General features: G+C 74.5%; 22 protein-coding genes. 9 read left to right on the top strand and 13 right to left on the bottom strand.

Annotated features, from left to right (window positions below):
* Nucleotides 1–10: 10 nt before the first annotated feature.
* A complete protein-coding gene (locus ACI79T_RS08590; protein WP_456609632.1) occupies nt 11–139 on the top strand; it encodes an SDR family oxidoreductase in 129 nt (42 codons plus the stop codon).
* Nucleotides 140–151: 12 nt separating this feature from the next.
* Here ACI79T_RS08590 and ACI79T_RS08585 read toward each other — a convergent pair whose 3' ends face one another.
* The 4 genes from ACI79T_RS08585 to ACI79T_RS08570 all read right to left on the bottom strand — a co-directional run bounded on the left by ACI79T_RS08585 (nt 152) and on the right by ACI79T_RS08570 (nt 4247).
* Nucleotides 152–808: a DUF6542 domain-containing protein gene (locus tag ACI79T_RS08585; protein ID WP_456609627.1), complete on the bottom strand. Its 657-nt coding sequence runs from the start codon at nt 806–808 to the stop codon at nt 152–154.
* Nucleotides 809–1019: 211 nt separating this feature from the next.
* Complete coding sequence (locus tag ACI79T_RS08580; protein ID WP_456609626.1) at nt 1020–2099, bottom strand: DNA recombination protein RmuC; 1080 nt, start codon at nt 2097–2099, stop codon at nt 1020–1022.
* Between the two features lie 121 nt (nt 2100–2220).
* On the bottom strand, nt 2221–2751 hold the full coding sequence (locus tag ACI79T_RS08575; protein WP_456609625.1) for a methylated-DNA--[protein]-cysteine S-methyltransferase: 531 nt from the start codon (nt 2749–2751) through the stop codon (nt 2221–2223).
* A complete protein-coding gene (locus ACI79T_RS08570; RefSeq protein WP_456609624.1) occupies nt 2751–4247 on the bottom strand; it encodes an AlkA N-terminal domain-containing protein in 1497 nt (498 codons plus the stop codon). Before ACI79T_RS08570 ends, ACI79T_RS08575 begins: the two co-directional genes overlap by 1 nt.
* Before the next feature lie 204 nt (nt 4248–4451).
* On the opposite strand from ACI79T_RS08570, the gene ACI79T_RS08565 reads away from it, so the two are divergent.
* The 4 genes from ACI79T_RS08565 to ACI79T_RS08550 are packed head-to-tail and all read left to right on the top strand — an operon-like array spanning nt 4452 to nt 8090.
* Entirely contained in the window at nt 4452–5351 is a 900-nt protein-coding gene (locus tag ACI79T_RS08565; RefSeq protein WP_456609623.1) for an ABC transporter ATP-binding protein, read from the top strand.
* Nucleotides 5348–6190, top strand: a complete 843-nt coding sequence (locus ACI79T_RS08560) for an ABC transporter permease (RefSeq protein WP_456609622.1) — start codon at nt 5348–5350, stop codon at nt 6188–6190. Before ACI79T_RS08565 ends, ACI79T_RS08560 begins: the two co-directional genes overlap by 4 nt.
* Complete coding sequence (locus ACI79T_RS08555; protein WP_456609621.1) at nt 6187–7434, top strand: sensor histidine kinase; 1248 nt, start codon at nt 6187–6189, stop codon at nt 7432–7434. Before ACI79T_RS08560 ends, ACI79T_RS08555 begins: the two co-directional genes overlap by 4 nt.
* A complete protein-coding gene (locus ACI79T_RS08550; RefSeq protein WP_456609620.1) occupies nt 7431–8090 on the top strand; it encodes a response regulator in 660 nt (219 codons plus the stop codon). Before ACI79T_RS08555 ends, ACI79T_RS08550 begins: the two co-directional genes overlap by 4 nt.
* A gap of 49 nt (nt 8091–8139) precedes the next feature.
* Here ACI79T_RS08550 and ACI79T_RS08545 read toward each other — a convergent pair whose 3' ends face one another.
* Both ACI79T_RS08545 and ACI79T_RS08540 read right to left on the bottom strand, forming a co-directional pair.
* On the bottom strand, nt 8140–9393 hold the full coding sequence (locus ACI79T_RS08545; RefSeq protein ID WP_456609619.1) for a sensor domain-containing phosphodiesterase: 1254 nt from the start codon (nt 9391–9393) through the stop codon (nt 8140–8142).
* A gap of 88 nt (nt 9394–9481) precedes the next feature.
* Nucleotides 9482–10099: a GDSL-type esterase/lipase family protein gene (locus tag ACI79T_RS08540; protein ID WP_456609618.1), complete on the bottom strand. Its 618-nt coding sequence runs from the start codon at nt 10097–10099 to the stop codon at nt 9482–9484.
* Nucleotides 10100–10134: 35 nt separating this feature from the next.
* On the opposite strand from ACI79T_RS08540, the gene ychF reads away from it, so the two are divergent.
* Complete coding sequence (ychF, locus tag ACI79T_RS08535; RefSeq protein ID WP_456609617.1) at nt 10135–11208, top strand: redox-regulated ATPase YchF; 1074 nt, start codon at nt 10135–10137, stop codon at nt 11206–11208.
* Between the two features lie 153 nt (nt 11209–11361).
* Nucleotides 11362–11982 carry a DUF6518 family protein gene (locus tag ACI79T_RS08530; protein WP_456609616.1) on the top strand — a complete coding sequence of 207 codons (621 nt, stop codon included), beginning with the start codon at nt 11362–11364 and terminating at the stop codon, nt 11980–11982.
* Nucleotides 11983–12229: 247 nt separating this feature from the next.
* Here the strand turns inward: ACI79T_RS08530 and ACI79T_RS08525 are convergent, their stop codons facing one another.
* A complete protein-coding gene (locus ACI79T_RS08525; RefSeq protein ID WP_456609615.1) occupies nt 12230–12949 on the bottom strand; it encodes a polysaccharide deacetylase family protein in 720 nt (239 codons plus the stop codon).
* A 572-nt stretch (nt 12950–13521) separates the two neighbouring features.
* Between ACI79T_RS08525 and ACI79T_RS08520 the strand changes: the two genes are divergently transcribed.
* Nucleotides 13522–13719, top strand: coding sequence for a hypothetical protein (locus ACI79T_RS08520; protein WP_456568243.1), 198 nt, complete (start codon nt 13522–13524; stop codon nt 13717–13719).
* A 46-nt stretch (nt 13720–13765) separates the two neighbouring features.
* Here ACI79T_RS08520 and ACI79T_RS08515 read toward each other — a convergent pair whose 3' ends face one another.
* On the bottom strand, nt 13766–14950 hold the full coding sequence (locus ACI79T_RS08515) for an NAD(P)/FAD-dependent oxidoreductase (RefSeq protein ID WP_456609614.1): 1185 nt from the start codon (nt 14948–14950) through the stop codon (nt 13766–13768).
* 184 nt (nt 14951–15134) lie between these two features.
* On the opposite strand from ACI79T_RS08515, the gene ACI79T_RS08510 reads away from it, so the two are divergent.
* Entirely contained in the window at nt 15135–15500 is a 366-nt protein-coding gene (locus tag ACI79T_RS08510) for a VOC family protein (protein ID WP_456609613.1), read from the top strand.
* Between the two features lie 33 nt (nt 15501–15533).
* Here ACI79T_RS08510 and ACI79T_RS08505 read toward each other — a convergent pair whose 3' ends face one another.
* The 5 genes from ACI79T_RS08505 to ACI79T_RS08485 all read right to left on the bottom strand — a co-directional run bounded on the left by ACI79T_RS08505 (nt 15534) and on the right by ACI79T_RS08485 (nt 18767).
* Nucleotides 15534–16403 (bottom strand): RNA polymerase sigma-70 factor, encoded by an 870-nt coding sequence (locus ACI79T_RS08505; protein WP_456609612.1) that lies wholly within the window; start codon nt 16401–16403, stop codon nt 15534–15536.
* The gene (locus ACI79T_RS08500; protein WP_456609611.1) at nt 16400–16993 is read right to left on the bottom strand and encodes a carboxymuconolactone decarboxylase family protein; all 594 of its coding nucleotides are present in this window, start codon (nt 16991–16993) and stop codon (nt 16400–16402) included. The genes ACI79T_RS08505 and ACI79T_RS08500 overlap by 4 nt, the downstream gene beginning before the upstream one ends.
* 157 nt (nt 16994–17150) lie before the next feature.
* Complete coding sequence (locus ACI79T_RS08495) at nt 17151–17657, bottom strand: hypothetical protein (RefSeq protein ID WP_456609610.1); 507 nt, start codon at nt 17655–17657, stop codon at nt 17151–17153.
* A 255-nt stretch (nt 17658–17912) separates the two neighbouring features.
* Nucleotides 17913–18149 (bottom strand): hypothetical protein, encoded by a 237-nt coding sequence (locus tag ACI79T_RS08490; RefSeq protein ID WP_456609609.1) that lies wholly within the window; start codon nt 18147–18149, stop codon nt 17913–17915.
* Nucleotides 18150–18227: 78 nt separating this feature from the next.
* Nucleotides 18228–18767, bottom strand: coding sequence for a dihydrofolate reductase family protein (locus ACI79T_RS08485; RefSeq protein ID WP_456609608.1), 540 nt, complete (start codon nt 18765–18767; stop codon nt 18228–18230).
* Nucleotides 18768–18795 lie beyond the last annotated feature (28 nt).

Raw genomic sequence — 18795 nt, 5'->3', positions numbered from 1 at the left:
GGAGAAGGGCATCCCCATCGGCCGGTACGGCACCGCCGAGGAGTTCGGCCGGGTGGCGGCGTTCCTCGTCTCCGGCGCCAACACCTACCAGACCGGGCAGAACCTGCTCGTCGACGGCGGAATGGTCAAGGCCATCTGACGGACGGGCAGCTCAGCGGCGGGTGACCAGCCGCACCAGGGTCAGCACGATCGCGACGGCGGTGGCCGCGGCCATGGTGGGGAAGCCGCGGACCAGCAGCGTGGCGAGGGTCGGGAGGTTCAGCGTCGCCGACGGGGCCAGGCTGATGTTCATCACGGCGACCAGCACGAAGACCAGCGGCGGCGCCACGATGACGGAGAGCAGATCCCGCCGCCGGACGAGCAGGGCGGCGACCGCGGTGCTGGCCGCCAGGGCGACCAGCGTGATCATGCCGAGCCCCATGCCGACGAAGGAGTCGATCGCGCAGCCGGCGAGGGTCAGCAGGAACATCCCCAGGACGGCCACCGCGCCGCGGAGCCTGCTCTCCTGGGTGCCGGTCGGCGAGGCGGTGCGACCTCCGGGGCGCTGCTGGGCGACCCGCGCGGAGGGGCGGCCGGGCGCGGGCTCGTGCCGGCGGGCGGGCGCCGGCGGACGGTCGTAGCGGTCGTCGGCGTACGCGCGCTCGTCGGCGCGCAGTCGCCCACCGGCGCGGCCGGGTGCGGGTACGGGAGGGCGCGAAGGCCGGCCCGCGCGCTCGCCGCCTGCGGGAGGGCGCGATGCGCGCGCGGGCTGGGGCCGCTCGGGGCGCCCTCCGCCCTGCCATGCGCCCGCCGTGCTCGCCGTGGCCATGGCGCACCTCCGTCCCGCTCCGCAGGGCGACCCGGCTGGCCGACCTCGTGGGCCACGGTAGCGACCCGATCTGGGAGTTCGTGGGAGGACGGCGCCGCGTCGTCCGGAGCGCGTGGTGGCCCAGTAGCGCAGGGTGATGCTTGGGACGTGCGGGGCGGACGAGTCCGTCCATCGGCGCCGTCGGGTACCTCTCGGGAGCCCGCGCGCCGCGTCAGCCGGAGGTGCCGTCGCGCTCCCGCTCGGCGGTGTCCAGCCGGCCCATGTCGTCGGTGGGCCGGAGGGTGCGGATGGTGGCCTCGACGGCCGCCGGCTCGGGCACGGGGGACTCGGCGATCCCCAGGTCGTCGAAGCGCCGCGCCGCGGTCAGCACCGAGCGCTCGTAGGAGCCGACCGTCTCGTTGTAGCGGCTCAGCGTCGTGGACAGGGCCGAGCCCAGGCGGGTGAGGTGGCCGGAGAGGGTGCTGAGCCGGGCGTGCAGGCGGCGGCCCACCTCCAGCACCTGGTCGGCGTCGCGCGCCAGCCGCTCCTGCCGCCAGGAGTAGGCGACGGTGCGCAGCAGGGCCAGCAGCGTGCTCGGGGTCGCCAGGACGACGTCCCGGGCGAACCCGTACTCGAGCAGCCCTGGCTCCGCCTCCAGGGCGGTGGTGAGGAAGCCGTCCGACGGCACGAACAGGACCGTGAACGGCGCGGCCGGCCGGAAGGCGGTCGGGTAGCGCCGGGCGGCCAGCGCATCGACGTGGGCGCGCAGCTGGCGGGCGTGCATCGCCACGCGCTCGGCCCGGACCGCCCGGTCCTCGGCCTGCACCGCCTCGATGTAGCCGGTGAACGGCACCTTGGCGTCGACGATCACCTGGCGGCCGTCGGCGAGGGTGACGACGAGGTCCGGGCGCACACCGGCGCCCTCGTCGTTGGTGCCGGCCGGCTGCTCGACGAAGTCGCAGTGCTCGAGCAGCCCGGCGACCTCCACGACCCGCCGCAGCTGCACCTCACCCCAGCGACCGCGGACGTGCGGGGTGCGCAGGGCGGTGACCAGCGCGGCGGTCTCGTGCTTGAGCTGCGCGGAGGCGTGGCCGACGGTGCCCATCTGCTCCCGCAGCTCGCCGTGGGCGGTGGCGCGGGCGCGCTCCATCCCGGCGAGCAGCCGGTGCAGGTGGTCCAGCGACTCGTGCACCGGTTCCAGGCCGGCGCCCTCCGGGCGGCGGCGGGCCAGCAGGGTGACGACGCCGAGGGTGACGGCGGTGGCCAGCAGTGCACCGAGGAGGAGCCCGAGGAGCAGGGAAGCGGCGTCCATGGCGGGGACCCTGCCGGACGGGTCCGACAGTTCCGGTCAGCCTCGCGGATGGGGAGGCATAGGAGGCTTCGCCTACGGATCAGGCCCGTGAACGTAGGCAAAGCCTCCTATGCCTGGGGAGTCAGGCGGGGACGCCCGCGGAGGCGCTCTCGTGGTCGAGCAGCCAACGCTTCACCGGCGTCCCCCAGCGGAAGCCGCCCAGCCCGCCGTCGGAGCCGAGCACCCGGTGGCAGGGCACGAAGAGGGCGGCGGCGTTGCGGGCGCAGGCGTTGGCCGCGGCGCGCACCGCGGCGGGACGGCCGCACCGGGCGGCGAAGCCGGCGTAGGTGTCGGGCCGGCCGGCGGGCACGGTCCGCAGCACCTCCCACGCCTCCTGGAGGAACGGCCCGGACCGCTGCTGGACGGCGACGTCGTCGATGGCGGTGACGTCCCCGGCGAGGAAGGCCTCCACGGCGTCGAGGACGGGCACGCGGGCGACCGCCTCGGAGGTGGCCGGCCGCAGGTCGGGGTGCACCACGGCGAGCAGGTCGGCGACGTCGGCGGTCCAGCCGCTGGCGAGGACGAGCTCCCGGCCGTCGTCGTCGGTCGTGACGACCGCGGTGAACGGGCCGGGCGGGGTGGCGACGGTGGCGTGCCGGACGGACCTGGTCATCAGGCGCTCCTCGGGAGGGCGGGTGTGGCGGGAACCGGGCGGGTGAAGAGGGACGGCACGGCGAGCGCCCAGAGGTGCAGGACGGCGTAGGAGCTCCAGGGTCGCCACCGGGTCGCGGCGTCGGAGTCGCTGCTGCCCAGCGCGGCGAGGGCCTTGCGGAGGGCGAGGTCGCCGGGGAGCCAGACGTCGGGGTCGGCGAGCCCCCGGAGGCCGACGAGCGCCGCCGTCCACGGGCCGATGCCGGGGACGGCGAGCAGCGCGCGCTCGGCCTCGGCCCGCTCCGCACCGGGTCCGAGGGCGATGGCGCCGTCGGCCAGGGCGGTGGCCAGCGCGGAGACGGTCCGCCGTCGCGCGCCGGTCAGGCCGACGGCGCCGAGGTCGGCGCCGGCGAGGGTCTCCGGGCGCGGGAAGGCGTGGGTGAGGGTGCCGACCGGATCGGCCAGCGGGGTGCCGGCGGCCGCGACCAGCCGGGCGGTGAGGGTGCGCGCGCCGGCGACCGACACCTGCTGGCCGAGCACGGCGCGCACGGCCAGCTCGTCGGCGTCGGGGGAGGCGGGCACCCGCCGGCCGGGAGCCGCGGCGACGAGCGGGGCGAGCGCCGGGTCCGCGGCCAGGACGTCGTCGACGGCGGTGGGGTCGGCGTCCAGGTCGAGCATCCGGCGGCAGCGGCTGACCGCGGCGCCCAGGTCGCGCAGCTCGGTCAACCGCAGCCGGGCGCTGACCGCCGCGCCGCCGTCGGGCGCGGGGGAGAGCCGGACCACCGCGGGGCCGTGCGGCAGGTCCAGGACCCGCGAGAACGTCGTGCCGTCCCACTCCTCGAGGCCCGGGACGGCATGCGCGCCCAGGAAGAGCAGCACCTCCTCGGCCGCGTACGGGGCGCGCGCGGTGAGCCGGAGCGTCAGCCAGCCGGGCGGGCCGCCGTGCGTGCCGCGCCGGCCGCGGCGCAGCTCGCCGGGGGTCGCGGCGAACACCTCGCGCACGGTGTCGTTGAACTGGCGGATGCTGGCGAACCCGGCGGCGAAGGCGACGTCGGCCATGGGCAGGTCCGTGGTCTCGACGAGCACCCGGGCGGTCTGCGCGCGCTGGGCGCGGGCCAGCGCCAGGGGGCCCACGCCCAGCTCGCCGACGACGAGCCGGTGCAGCTGGCGCTCGGAGTAGCCGAGGTGCGCCGCGAGGCCCGGCACGCCGGAGCGCTCGACCTCCCCGTCGGCGATCAGCCGCATGGTGCGGGCGACGACGTCGGCGCGCACGTCCCACTGCGGTGAGCTCGGCGCGGCGTCGGGGCGGCAGCGACGGCAGGCGCGGTAGCCGGTGCCCTGGGCCGCGGCCGCGGTCGAGAAGAAGGAGACGTTGCGGGCCAGCGGGGTGGGCGCCGGGCAGGACGGCCGGCAGTAGATGCCCGTGGTGCGCACCGCGGTGAAGAACCAGCCGTCGAAGCGCGCGTCCCGGCCGGTGACGGCGCGGTAGCAGCGCTCGTGGTCCAGGGGCTCGCTCACGGCACCGAGCATGCCAGTGCCCGGGGACCGTCTCTGGCGGTTTTCGGACACCGCCGTGCGGATCGATCGTCGAGCCGTGGACCCAGCCGTCGACCGGTGCGGCGACCCGTCGAGCAGCCGGGTGGGACGGGTCCACCGGTCGGTGGACGGCGGATCAGCGCATCGGTCGTTCCCCCGGGGCGGTTCCGGGGCCAGGGTGGGTGCATGACGACGACCCATGAGGTGCCGGCCCGGTCGGGTGCGCCGTCCGGCGACCGACCGGCCGTGCGGGTGCGCGGCCTGGTCAAGCGTTACGGCGGCCGGGCCGTCGTGGACGGCGTCGACCTCGACGTGCGGCAGGGCGAGGTGTTCGCGCTGCTGGGCCCGAACGGCGCGGGCAAGACCACCACGGTCGAGATCCTGGCCGGGCTCCGGCGGCGGGACGGCGGCTCGCTCGAGGTGCTGGGGGAGGACCCGGCGGGGGCCGACCGGCGCTGGCGGGACCGCGTCGGGGTCGTCGGGCAGAGCACCGGTGCCGGCGACGCGCTCACCGTCCGCGAGACCGTCGACCACTACGCGCACTACCACGCGACCCCGCAGGACAGCGCGGAGCTGCTCGACGCCGTCGGGCTGTCGGGGACGGAGGGAACGCGCGTCGAACGGCTCTCCGGCGGCCAGCGGCGGCGGCTCGAGGTCGCGCTGGGCGTGCAGGGGCGGCCGGAGCTGCTGTTCCTCGACGAGCCCACGACCGGGCTCGACCCGGCCGCCCGCCGCCAGTTCTGGACGCTGATCGAGGGCCTGCGCGATCGGGGCACGACCGTCCTGCTGACCACCCACTACCTCGACGAGGCGGCGCGCCTGGCCGACCGGGTCGGCGTGATCGCGGGGGGTCGGCTGGTGGAGGTCGCCGCGCCCGGGGCGCTCGGCGCCGGGCTGCGGCAGGAGGCCACCGTGCGCTGGACCGAGGACGGCGCCCTCCGGGAGGTCGTCACGCGTGAGCCGTCCGCCGTCCTGCGCGACCTCCTGGCCGCGGCCCCCACCGGGGAGATCCCCGACCTCACCGTCACCCGCCCCGGGCTGGAGGACGTCTACCTCCGGCTCGTCTCCGAGGGAGCCACCCGATGACCGATCTGCTGCCGTCCCCGCCGCCGGCCACCCGCCGCCCGGCGCCGCCGAGCGCCCTCACGATCGGGTGGGCCCGGGTAGCGCTGGAGCTGCGGCTGTTCGTCCGTGATCCCGGCCAGCTGGTGTTCTCCTTCGCCTACCCGGTCGTGATGCTGGTGATCTTCGGGTCGATCTTCGGCGGCCAGGAGGTGGCGCCGGGCGTGGACTTCCGGCAGTACTTCCTCGCCGGGATCGCGGCGACCGGGATCATGCTGACCAGCTTCCAGGCCGTCGGCCTGGCGATCACCGAGGAGCGCGACCGGGGCGACCTGGTGCGGCTGCAGACGCTGGGTACCCCGCCCCTGGCGTACGGGATCGGCAAGGCCGGCCAGGTGGTGCTCACCACCGCCGTCCAGCTGACCGTGCTGCTGGTCGTGGCGGCGACGGTCTACGACGTGCCGATGCCCGGCGCCGCCGGCCGCTGGCTGACCTTCGCCTGGGTGGCGGTGCTGGGCATCCTCGCCGGCACGGTCCTCGGCATCGCGGTGTCGTCGTTCGTCGGCAGTGCCCGGGCAGCCGGCACGGGCATCCCGGCGGTCGCGATCGTCCTGCAGTTCTTCTCCGGCGTCTTCTTCGTGTACTCGGAGCTGCCCGGCTGGATGCAGCAGCTCGCCGCGGTCTTCCCGCTCAAGTGGATGACGCAGGGCATGCGCTCGGTCTTCCTGCCCGACGCGGCGGCGGCCGCGGAGCCGGCGGGCAGCTGGGAGCACGGGACCACCGCCGCGGTGCTGGGCGCTTGGGTGATCATCGGCGTCGTGATCTCTGCCCGCACCTTCCGCTGGCGGCGGAACGCCGGATGAGTCTCCGCAGCCGGCTCGGCGCCGCCTTCCTCCCCCCAGCGGACGAGGAGGACGGCGCCGAGCCGCTGTCCGAGCGCGGGTGGCAGGCGACCGTCGTCGGGATGCACGTCATCTCGGCGGCGCTGTGGGCGCTGGCCGTGGCGACGGCGGTCGCCGACCACGACGGGAGCCGGCTGGCCGCCGTGCTCGCGGTGCTGGCGGTGTTCGCGCTGGGGTACGCGCTGGCCGGTGCGCCGGCGCTGAGCGGCAGCGCGCCCGTCCGAGCGGTGGGCTACCTGTCGGTCCTCGTTGCCGGGTTCTGCGCGCTCGGGTTCCTGGCGCCGGGCCTGTTCTTCCTGCTCTTCCTCGCCTACCCGCAGGTGTGGTTCGTGGTGCACGGGCGGACGACCGGGGTGGCGTGGACGGTGCTGCTGGCGGTCGCCACCGCGGTCGGCCCGCTGGCGCGTGCGGTCTCCGGAGAGCTCGCGCGGGACGTGCTGCTGCAGACCTGCATCGGCCTGCTGTTCAGCCTGGCGCTCGGCTTGTGGGTCAGCCGGGTGCTGCACCAGAGCGCCCACCGCGCCCAGCTCATCGAGCAGCTCGAGCGCACCCGGGCCCAGCTGGCGGGGGCCGAGCACGAGCGGGGTGTGCTGGCCGAGCGGGAGCGGCTGGCGCAGGAGGTGCACGACACCCTCGCGCAGGGCTACACGAGCATCGTCGTCCTGGCGCAGACCGCGGCCGCGCAGCTCGCCGCCGACCCGGCGCTCGCCCGCGAGCGCCTGACGCTGATCGAGGAGGTAGCGCGGGAGAACCTCGCCGAGGCGCGCGCCATGGTGGCCGCCTTCCGGCCGGTGGCGCTGGACGGCTCGACCCTGGTCGATGCCCTGGCCCGCCTGGCCGAGCGGTTCGGACGGGAGACCGGCCTGCCGGTGCGCGTGGACACCGCCGCGCTGGACGGCGGGCTGGCGCTGCGCCGTGACGAGGAGGTCGTGCTGCTGCGCGGGGCGCAGGAGGCGCTGACCAACGTGCGACGGCACGCGGCGGCGCGGGCGGTGGTGGTCCGGGTGTCCGTCGTCGGTGGTGAGGGGGCGCGGCAGGTGTCGGTGCACGTGGAGGACGACGGCATCGGGTTCGACCCGTCCCGCGCGCCGGGATCGGGGCTCGAGGGGCTGCGCGACCGGGTGTCGTCGGTGGGCGGGCAGGTCGACGTCACCTCCGCTCCCGGTGCGGGCACGCGGGTGACGGTGCGGGTGCCCGCGTCGTGACCGGGAACCAGATCCGGGTCGCCGTGGTCGACGACCACCCGGTGGTCCGCGGCGGGCTGGTCGGGTGGCTGGACGCGCAGCCGGACCTGTCCGTGGTCGGGGAGGCGGGCGACGGGGAGGAGGCGCTCGCGCTGGTGGCCGAGCACGAGCCCGACGTCGTCCTGATGGACCTGCGCATGCCCCGGATGGACGGCGTCACCGCCACCGTCCGGATCGCGGCGGCGCACCCCGCGGTGCGGGTGCTGGTGCTCACCACCTACGACACCGACGCCGACATCGTGCGGGCGGTCGAGGCGGGAGCCACCGGTTACCTGCTCAAGGACACGCCCCTGCCGCAGCTGGCCGACGCGGTCCGCGCCGCTGCCCGGGGCGAGACGGTCCTGGCGCCGCCGGTGGCCGCGCGACTCGTGTCCCGCATGCGGCTGCCGGCGGTCGAGGCGCCGACCGCGCGAGAGCTGGAGGTGCTGGCCGGGGTGGCCCGCGGGCTGACCAACGCGGAGATCGGCCGGCAGCTGTTCATCGGGGAGGCGACGGTCAAGACGCACCTGCTGCGGGCGTTCGCCAAGCTCGGGGTGGACGACCGCACCCGGGCGGTGATGGTGGCCGTGGAGCGCGGGCTGCTCCCCGGACCCGGTGGGTCCGCAAGCTCTCGCTGATGTCGCTGCCGACCTGCGCCCGGGAGTGTTGTCCGGACCGCTGAGCCGACTACGGGATGTGCGGCACGCTGCCCTGGTCCAGCGGGGAGGACCGGGGCGCGGGGATGCCCGCGCCGGGCGGCAGCTCGGGGGCCGCGGCCGGACGGGGCGCGGGCACGACCGGGCGGCCGAAGTGCCAGCCCTGCCCGTAGTCGACCCCGAGCGCGCGGAGGGCGTCCGCCTCGTCGGCGGTCTCGACACCCTCGGCCACCACCCGGGCCTCCAGGCCGCGGCCGAAGTCGACCAGGGAGCGGATGAGGACGGTCCGCACCGGATCGGTGTCCAGCCCGCTCACGATGCTGCGGTCGATCTTGATGACCTCGGGGGACGTCACGACGATGTGCCGCAGCGAGGAGAAGCCGGCCCCGACGTCGTCGATGGCCAGCCGCAGCCCGGCGGCACGGAGGGGGGCGAGCGCCGCGGCGAGCGCGTCGTAGTCGTCCACCGGGTCGTGCTCGGAGAGCTCCAGCAGCACGCGGTCGAGCGGGAGCTCGGCGAGCAGCGAGGCGCACTCCGACGTCAGCAGGGTGCCGGGGGAGACGTTGAGAGCGACGTAGCCGTCGACGCCCCCCAGGAGGTCGGCGGCGCGGCGCAGGGCCAGCAGCTCCAGCTGGTCACCCAGGCCCACGCTGTGCGCGTCCGCGAAGACGGCGTCCGGCGCCTGCTCCCACTCGGCGGGGAAGCGGCTGAGCGCCTCGGCGCCGACGCGGACGCCGGTCGCCAGGTCGACGATCGGCTGCAGCGCGACGACGGGGCCACCCGCGGCGACGAGCGGCAGCAGTCGCCCTTCGATGCCGGTGCGCCGCCCCTCCTCCCTGACCTGCGGCTCGATGATCACCGAGGCGGCCGACGCGAGGACGTCCATGAGCGCCTTGTCCCGCTTGGTGAGGTCCTTGTCGGAGGTGAGGCCGGCGGCGCAGAAGGTGCCGTACAGGGTTCCGTCGGAGAGGGTCACCGGCACCGACACGTAGCTGCGGATCCGGGGCATGCGGGCCGCCGGAAGCCTCATCGCCTCGGGGAAGTCCTTGAGGTCGGGGATCACCGCGGGCAGCTTCCTGTCCAGGATCGCCTGGCACAGCGTCGTCTCCTGGACCTGCGTGACGCCCTCCTGGAACAGGAAGGGCACCGAGGACTCCACGACCTCGAGGTGCTGGGAGGTGCCGTCGAGCCGGGACAGGAACGCCACCGAGAGACGCAGCGACTTCTTCGCCGTGCGCAGCAGATCGGCGATCTGCTGTTCGGCGTCCGTGCGGTTCCTGCCCACGCTTCGTCCCTTCGACGGTCCGCATCCGTCGTCGGCCTCGTCCGGCGCGAACTGGAGTGCCGGCCTCCTCCCGACGGGGGAGGGGACCTCAGGCGACGGGGTGGCCCGCGAGCGTGCCGAGCCACGTCGTGAAGGTGGGGGAGATGGTCCGGCTCAGCCGCTCGTAGCCGCGGGCCGACGGGTGGGCGCCGTCCCGGGAGGCGACGTCCGTCAGCCACTCGTCGTCGAGACCGGCGGCGAGCTCGACGAATGGCAGGCCCCGCCGGGCGCAGCGCGCGGACATGGCGGCGGAGAGGGCGACGATGCGCCGGTTCTGCTCCGCGTCGTCGACCAGGGTGGGGCCGACGACGAGGAGCGGCCACCCCTCGGAGCCGGCCTGGTCGGCGACGAGGTCGAGCGCGCGGAGCGTCTCGGGCTCCGGCACCCGCCGCCGTCCGCCCTCGACGGTGGTGTCGTTGACCCCGACGGCGAGCACGACGCCGCGCCCGTCGCCGTGGCGCAGCCGGGGCGCGGCCTCGGCCAGCCACCGGGCGGCGACCTCGGGGGCGGTCTCCCGCCGGACGCCGAGGTTGTAGCCGGTCAGGTCCGTGCCGGCCCGGCGGGCGGAGGCGACGAGGCGCCCCACCCAGCCCAGCGCGGCGTCGTCACCGACCCCGGCGGTCAGCGAGTCGCCGAAGAAGCAGACGCGGAGATCGGGCGGCGGCATGGGAGGCAAACTAGCGACGCCTACGCTGGACTCCCGTGAGCCTCACCATCGGGATCGTCGGCCTGCCCAACGTCGGCAAGTCGACCCTCTTCAACGCCCTGACCAAGAACGACGTGCTGGCGGCGAACTACCCGTTCGCGACCATCGAGCCGAACGTCGGTGTGGTGGGCGTGCCCGACGAGCGGCTCGCGAAGCTGGCCGAGATCTTCGGCAGCCAGAAGATCATCCCGGCGACGGTGTCGTTCGTGGACATCGCCGGCATCGTGCGCGGCGCCAGCGAGGGGCAGGGGCTGGGCAACAAGTTCCTGGCCAACATCCGCGAGAGCGACGCGATCTGCCAGGTGATCCGGGTCTTCACCGACCCCGACGTCGTGCACGTCGACGGCAAGGTCAGCCCGGCCGACGACATCGAGACGATCAACACCGAGCTGCTCCTGGCCGACCTGCAGACGCTGGAGAAGGCGATCCCGCGGCTGGAGAAGGAGATGCGCAAGGACAAGGAGCGCGCCGCCCTGCACGCGGCCGCCGTCCAGGCGCAGGAGGTGCTCAACGAGGGGAAGACCCTCTTCGCCGCGGGCCTCGACCCCGCGCCGCTGCGCGAGCTCGGCCTCATGACGACCAAGCCGTTCCTCTACGTCTTCAACGTCGACGCCGACGAGCTCGCCAACACCGAGATGCTCGACGAGCTGCGCGCGCTGGTCGCCCCGGCCGAGGCGATCTTCCTCGACGCGCAGACCGAGTCGGAGCTGATCGAGCTGCCGGCCGACGAGGCCGCCGAGCTGCTCGAGTCCATCGGGCAGAACGAGCCGGGCCTGGACCAGCTGGCGAAGGTCGGCTTCCGCACCCTCGGGCTGCAGACCTACCTGACCGCCGGCCCCAAGGAGTCGCGCGCCTGGACCATCCCGGTCGGCGCCACCGCCCCGCAGGCGGCCGGTGTCATCCACACCGACTTCCAGCGCGGCTTCATCAAGGCCGAGATCGTCTCCTTCGACCAGCTGGTCGAGGCCGGCTCCATGGCCGAGGCCAAGTCCAAGGGCTGGGTGCGCATGGAGGGCAAGGAGTACGTCATGGCCGACGGCGACGTCGTGGAGTTCCGCTTCAACGTCTGACGGGGTCCGGGCCTGCTGGTCAGACGCCTGTCGGGGCGTGGGGATGCGTAAGGCGTGCTCGCGCCGCCGATGGCGGGGGAGTGTCACCCCGTCGCTCGGGTAGGTGGCGATCACGCGATCTCGGACGTGCGGACCGGGCACTAGGCTCGCTCTGTGCAGTTCACTCGTGACTCTGAGGAATCCTCTTTGCAGCAACGACGCCGCCTCGGCCCGGTGCTGCTCGCCCTTGCCTTGGGAGTCGCCGTCGGTGTACTCACTTCGCTCCTGCAAGAACACTGGGACTATCCCTGGCTGGCGCTCGTCAACGCCGCGAGCCCGTGGTTGACGACCGCCTTCGTCGCAGGCGCCCTTCAGTCGCGGCTCTCGACTGCGGTGTTGGTGGGTGTCGCTGCGACGACGCTCGAGGTTGTCGCCTACTACGTCACCGCAGACCTGCGCGGCTTCGGCGTCTCGATGACCTACGTCGTGTTGTGGTCGCTGTGTGCGTTCGTGGGTGGCCCGATCTTCGGGGCAGCGGGCTACGTCTGGTGGCGCGCGGCTCCTGCCGGTCTGGGTGCGGCGCTGCTGGTCGCGGCGTATGCGAGTGAGGCCGTGGTCGTGTACCAGTTCCGGCTGGGCTACTCCTCTTCCGTGTGGCTGTTCGGCGCTATCGCTCTGCTCCTGGCGGTCGGCCTCGGTTGGCATCGACGTCAGTACCCCGCTCTCGCGCGGTGGCTGCTACCCGCCTTCATCGCCGGGGTAGCCGGACATGCGGCCCTGGGACTGGTCCTCTGACAAGCTCACGACTGTGCTTCTTGCCGATCCCGGCCCCGCACCGGAACTCGAACGCGCGCTGTCCTGACATGCCGCTGTCGGCGCGGCTCATGCGCATCGAAGGCAGCCGGAGGTCAACGTTTCTCGACGGTGGTGCGGCTCGAGGAGAACCTGGCTCACGCGGCTGAGCCGGGCCACCCCGGCGCGAGACATGCACGGCCTCGCGTCGATCGCCCGCACGTCTGATCCGGCCGGGCGGGGACCGCCGTCAGCTGAGGTACTCCGACAGCCACACGAAGCGGAAGCCGTCGGCGGTCAGCCGGGGGAGCGCGGCGGCGACTCCGGCCGCGGTGCCGCCGCCGGGCTGGTTCATGTGCCCGATGACGATCGACCCGGCCGACGCGGTCTGCAGCGCGGCGGTGACCTGGTGGGGACCGAACGTCGCCCCGGCATCGCCGTTGACGTCGAAGTTCACCACCATCTCGCCCACGTCACGGGCGATCCGGACCGCGACGTCGTCGTAGTGCGCCGTCCCGGACCGGAAGAACCTCGGTGCCGCGCCCGTCACCGCGGTCAGGGTCTCCCGGTTGCCGGAGACCTCGTCGAAGACCTCGCCCGGACCGGCGGTCCCGGGGATCCCGTACGCCGACGCGCCGGTCACCGACAGAGGCAGGTGCGCGGTGCCGTGGTTGGCCAGCTCGAACAACGGATCGGCGGCGAGCTCCGCGGCGAGGTCCGGGTGGGCCAGGACCCACCGCTGGTTCAGGAAGAGCGTGGCCGGGGTCCGTGTCGTCCGCAGCACCTCGATGAGGGCGGCGTCGTAGCCGCTGCCGCGCGCGCCGCCGCACGCGTCGAAGGTCAGGGCGATGACCGGGTCCCGCGTCGGCAGCCGGTTCACCACGCCCGGCACGTCGAGCCCGAAGGCCACGGGTACCACCCCCGTGTGGCGGGCGACGACGTCGGCACGCGTCGTCGCCGCGGTGGTCACCGGCGCGCTCGGCGGAGGCGGCGTGCTGGGCGCTCCGCGGCTCGGCGCGGCGGACGGCCGCGCCGCGTCCCGGCCGGCCGGAGCCGCGCACGCGCTCATCAGTCCTGCGGCAGCCAGCCCGAGGAACGCTCGGCGGTTCGGATGCGGACGGGACGCCATCGCTGTTCCGGCCTGTGGGCACACGGTCGCGCTCATCTCCGGGGACGGCGACGCGGTGGAGCCCGGGCTCGATCGACCGACCGACCTGCGGAACGCCCCCGTGACCTCCGCTGGACCAGCACCCGGAGGTCCTCTGGCCCGTGATCATGCCGTCGGCTCGCGGAGGCTCGATGGATCTCGGGGAGGCGGCGCGTCGAGCCCACCCTGTTGAGCCGCGGCCGCCGCGTCCCCCCGGCGACGGATGTGGCGAACGGAGGCCCTCGGCAGGACGTACCGGTCGAGCAGTCACGATCCCGGGCCGACTGGAACAGTGGCCTACAGAAGCTGGTTCCTCATGCCGATGTGTCCGACAGCCTGGACGTCCGGTGGTCACGCCGGGCCGACCAGTTGGAACCCGTGACCGAGGAGACCTGATGGACTACCTGCGACAGCTGCAGGCGGAACGGCCGCTGCTCTTCGGGCTCGCGCTCCTGGTGGTCTTCATCGTCGGATTCCAGCTCGCGCTCTTCGTGGTCCAGCTGATCATCGGGCCCTTCGGCCTCCCGGGCTGGGCGCCCCTCGTGGTGCTCGTGGGCGGCCTCGTCCTCGTCGCCCGCCGCCAGCAGCGCTAGCCGACGCCCCGGCCGCTCGTCGCGCCCGGGGCGTCCGCCCGGCGGGTCAGACCTTGCCGCGGAGGATGCGGTGCCAGTAGACCTGCGGCAGCCCGTACCGGTCGAAGAGCCACGACCAGCGGTGCGGCTGGAACGGGTTGACGAAGGGCACCGACGGGCTGGCGGCGCCGTCGCGGTCCACCTCGTTCAGCATCAGCTTCCGCCGGCTCACGGTGATCGGCATGACCGTGTAGCCGTCGTACCGCTTCAGCTGCTTCCCGTCCCGGGCAGCCGCGATGTTCTGCGCCAGGACGTCGACCTGCTTCCGCAGCGCGCCGCCCGAGGGGCGGGTGTCGGCGTCGGCCGCGTCGCCGATCGCCCAGATCGACTCGTGCCGGCGGGACCGCAGCGTCTCCGGGTCGATGTCCACCAGCCCGGGCGTTGAGTCGACGGCGAGACCGGCGTCGGCGATCCAGCCCGGTGCGCGGTAGTGCGGCACGGCGTGGGCGAAGGCGACGTCCTCGAGCACGTGACGGCCGGTACGTGACGTGATCTCGAGAGCGTGGACGTCCCAGTCCACCCGCTCGACCCGCGCCTCGCGCAGCACCTCGACGCCGTAGTCCGCGAACGCGTCCTCCAGCACGCGGTCGGCCTCCGGGAGGCCCGTCGCGGTCGCCGCCGGTAGCACCAGCCGGACGTCGAGGGCCGGCAGGACGCCGGTGCGCCGCCAGTGGTCGCACGCCATGAGCAACGGCTTCAGCGCGGTCGGCGCGCACGACGCCGGCTCCGGCGGCACGGTGAAGACGACGGACCCCTCGCGCAGCGCCGACAGCCGCGGCCACACCTGCGGCGTGCTGCCCGGCACGTAGGTGGAGGCCACCCACCCGTCGGCGTACGCCTGCAGCAGCCCCGGCGTCGCCTCCCAGTCCTCCACCAGGCCGGGGCAGAGGACGAGGGTCGCGGAGTGCAGCGTCCGGCCGCCGCGGGTGCGCACGGTCGTGGCGGTCGGGTCGACGTCCACGACCGCGTCCCGGATCCAGGTGCACCCGTCAGGGACGACGTCGGCCATCGGCCGCTCCAGGTCGGCCATCGTCGCCTCCCCGGCGCCGACGTAGTTGAGCAGCGGCTTGTACCGGTGCAGCGGCTGGGGAGCCACGACGGCGACGTCCCGGACCCCGTCGCGCAGCAACCGCGCCGCCAGGGAGATGCCGGCGTTACCGCCGCCGACGATGAGTACCTCGTGCCGTTCCATGTCCGCCTCCTCGTTGAAGGCCGCGGACCTCCGTCACCGCCGCAGCTCGGCCACCGTGTCGAGCCTGCCCAGAATCCGTGCGTTCCGAACGGCGCCCGTGCGGCTGATCAGGTCGTCCTCGACACGTCCGCGCGAACTTCGCGGGCCGGCGATGAGTGCGCGCCGTCCGGGCGGTCGTAGGGACATGGCACTCACCACAGGGATCTTCAGCGTGTCCGTCGAGGTCGCCGACATCGACCGCGCTCTCGCCTTCTACCGCGACGTGCTCGGGTGCGAGGTCCGTCTCGACGCCGAGCTCTGGCCCGGCGCCCGCCTCGTCGAGGTCGCCCCGAGCGGCTCACCCGTCGCGGTCGCGCTCATCACGCGGGACAGCGGACTGCCGATCGGCGTCCGTTACTGGACCGGTTCGGCCGAGGCGGCCCACGCGGCGCTCACCGCCGCGGGGGCGTCACCCGACACCGACGTGCTGCACATGGCGGGCGCGCCGCCGATGTTCACGGTGGCCGACCCCGACGGGAACACCGTGATCCTCCTCGAGGGCCCGGCCTGATCGACGCGCACGGGGAGCGGCCGACGTCCCGCGTCACCGCCGCAGCTCGGCCACCGTGTCGAGCCGGCCCAGCTTGTGCGGGTTCCGCACGGCGTACATGCGGCTGATCCGGCCGTCCTCGACGACGAACGTGATCGCCGTGTCCAACTCGCCACCCGCATCGATCCGCGCGGCGACGCCGCCGTTCACCAGCGGGGTGGTGATCCGGACGCCGGGCGCGATCGCGGCGAAGTGGGCGAGCGCGTTGGCCACCCGCTCCCGGCCGGCGAAGGGCCGTCGGGACGCGGGCGCGAGCCCCCCGCCGTCGGCGACCACGACGACGTCCGGGGCCAGCACGTCCAGCAGGCCGTGCACGTCGCCGGCGGTGACGGCGGCGAGGAACCGGTCCACGACCCGCTGCTGCTCGGCGCGGCTCACCGTCGTCCGCGGACGACGCGCAGCCACGTGCTCGCGGGCCCGGCGCGCGATCTGCCGGACCGCGGTGCTCGACCTGCCCACCGCCTCGGCGACCTCGTCGTACGGCACGGCGAACACCTCGTGCAGCACGAGGACGGCGCGCTCGGTCGGGCCGAGGGTCTCCAGCACGGTCAGTATCGCGATCGAGACGCTCTCCGCCAGCTCGATGTCGTCGGCGACGTCGGGGCTGGTGAGCAGCGGCTCGGGCAGCCACTCGCCGACGTAGTCCTCGCGGCGGCGGGAGACCGTGCGCAGCCGGTTGAGCGACTGGCGGGTGACGATGCGCACCAGGTAGGCCCGCGGGTCGCGCACCGCCGCCCGGTCCACCGCGGCCCACCGCAGCCAGGTCTCCTGCACCACGTCGTCGGCGTCGGCGGCGGAGCCGAGCAGCTCGTAGGCGACGGTGAACAGCAGGCTGCGGTGGGCGAGGTAGGGGTCGTCGGTCATGCCGAGGTCAGGCCGTCCGCCGAGCGGGTCGCCAGCGGGGGCAGGCCGCAGGACGCGGAGAACTCCTCGGACCGGATGCCGAGGGCGACGTTGGTCCGCGCGGTCAGGTTCATCGCGCCGACCCGGGCGGTCAGCTCGACGAGCGCCGGTGCACCCAGGTCGGCGAGCAGGGCGGCCGACAGCTCGTCGGTCACGGCCGGTGGCGTCCGGCTCATCGCCTCGGCGTACTCGAGGACCCGCCGCTCGACGGGGCTGAAGACGGTCGACTGCCGCCACTGCGGTACCTCGCGCGCCTTGGCCTCGTCGAGCCCGCGGTTGTGGCTCATGAAGTAGTGCAGGTCCAGGCAGAAGTTGCAGCCGACGACGCCTGCGGCGGCCATGGACGCGAACGTGGCGAGGTTCGGGTCCAGCCGGCGCCACGAGTCGGCCCTACGGCCGAGCCCCATCAGGGCCTTGAACACGGCCGGGTGGTGCCACAGGACCCCGACCGACTCCGGCACCGACCCGACCATCCTGCGGGTGAACGTCTTGACCAGGCCGCCGTAGACGCCGGTGACCTCGGTCGCGGGGATGCGCGTGCTACTCGCCATGTCTCCTCCAGGTGTGTGGTGGGTCGACATGGAGACACCGCTCGCGCGGCCGGTGTGACACTCGCAGCCCTCGGAGCCGCGGGGGAGCGGTTCGCACACGACCGGGTGGCCGTCGGGCCGGTGCCCCGACGGCCACCCGGGCGGGAGGCGGGACCGGTCAGGTCGTGACGAGGCCGCGCACGTTCTCCGTGACCACCAGGGCGAAGCGGCGTGCCACGCGCAGGCTCTGGTCGGCCAGCGCGTAGGTGGTCTCGATGACCTCCTCCGGGCGCACGAGGACGGCGGGCACGAGGCTGCGCACGATCGTCGTCACGCCCTGCACGAGGCCGGCGACGGCGTCCTCGCTGCTGTCCGCCGCCGAGGCGAGCTGCCGCCGGGCCTGCTGCTGCTCCTGCTCGCGCAGCTCCACGAGCAGGTCGCGGCGGACGGCGAGGACCAGCTGGCGGGCCCGCTCGTCGTGGGACCCGTTGCGGGACTCCTGCAGCACCTGGGCGGCCAGCAGCTCCCGGGCCCGGTCCTCGGCCTCGTCGCGGGTGCGGGCCAGCTCGGCCATCTCGGCGGGGGCGTCGGCGACCGCACCCTTCTCCGGCTGGGGTGCGTCGTCCTCGGGGCGCTTGGCGCCGGCAGCGGTGGCGGGTGCGGTCGAGGCCTTGGGCGTGGTCATGGCTTCCTCCTGGAGCGGTTCCGTTCGGGGGCACCGTCCAGGCTGCGGGCTCCAGGTGGCCCGCAGGAGAGCAATGCACGCACGCCGGGGGAGCGCACAGCCAACAGACGGCCCCCTCCGGCGAGGACGGACCACCGGCGCTGCAGGAAGCGGCCGACGACGCCGGCCCACCGCTCCCGGGCCTCCTCGTCCAGCGCCGGGGGGCGATGCTCATGAGCCTTCGCTGCGGCGCGGGAGAGAAGAAGATCCCGGTCGTCAGCCGGCGAGGCGGGCGCACTCCTCGCACCGGGCCGCAGGGCGGTCGGACGTCCAGTCCTGCGCCGCGGTGGCGCGCACCAGCTGCCCGCAGAGCGAGGCCTCGAGCCCGTCCACCACGGGCTTGGCGACGGCGTGCGCGACGTCGTGCGCCCGCGCGAAGCCGTCGTCCCCCGGCAGGACGTCGGGTCCGATCCACCCGACCCGGATGCCGATCACGAAGAGGCTCGCCGTCATGCCGCCAGGGTGCGCACCCGAGGTGTCGGCCAGGTGGCGCCGGGTCGAACACTTGGCGCGCGGGTGCCGACGACGGGCTCAGGCGTTCCGGGCCGGCCGGTAGACCAGGTGCAGGACGCCGGTCGGGAAGGCCTCGGAGTGCACCAGCTCCAGCGGGGTGCGGCCCAGCTCGTCGGTCCACCGGCGCTCCCCGGACACCACGATCGGGTCCACCATCAGCACCAGCTCGTCGAGCAGGCCGGCGTCCAGCAGCGACCGCACCGTGGTGAGGCTGCCGGACATGCCGATGGTGCCCTCGGTGCGCTCCCTCAGCGCGCGCACGTCGTCCAGGCTGCGCAGCACCGTGGTGCCGGCCCAGTCCGAGCTCTCCAGCGTCGTCGACAGCACGTACTTCGGGACCGGGTTGATGAACTGGGCGAAGTCGTCGGTCTCGTTGCCCGGCCAGTACTGCGACCACTGGTCGTGGAGCACCCGGCCCATGAGGTACGCCTCGCACCGCCCGGTGTGGCGGTCCACGGCCTTGCCCATGGCCTCGTCGAAGTACGGGAAGTGCCACTGGTCGGGGCGCTCGGCGGAACCGTCGACGGTGGCGAAGAGGCTGGCGGCGATCTGTCCCACGGGGGACTCCTTCGGTGTCGGGTGGACG

This window comes from Blastococcus sp. SYSU DS0619, assembly GCF_054051035.1.
The sequence above is the reverse complement of the archived record's forward strand: the minus strand, read 5'-3'. Positions and strand labels throughout refer to the sequence as shown.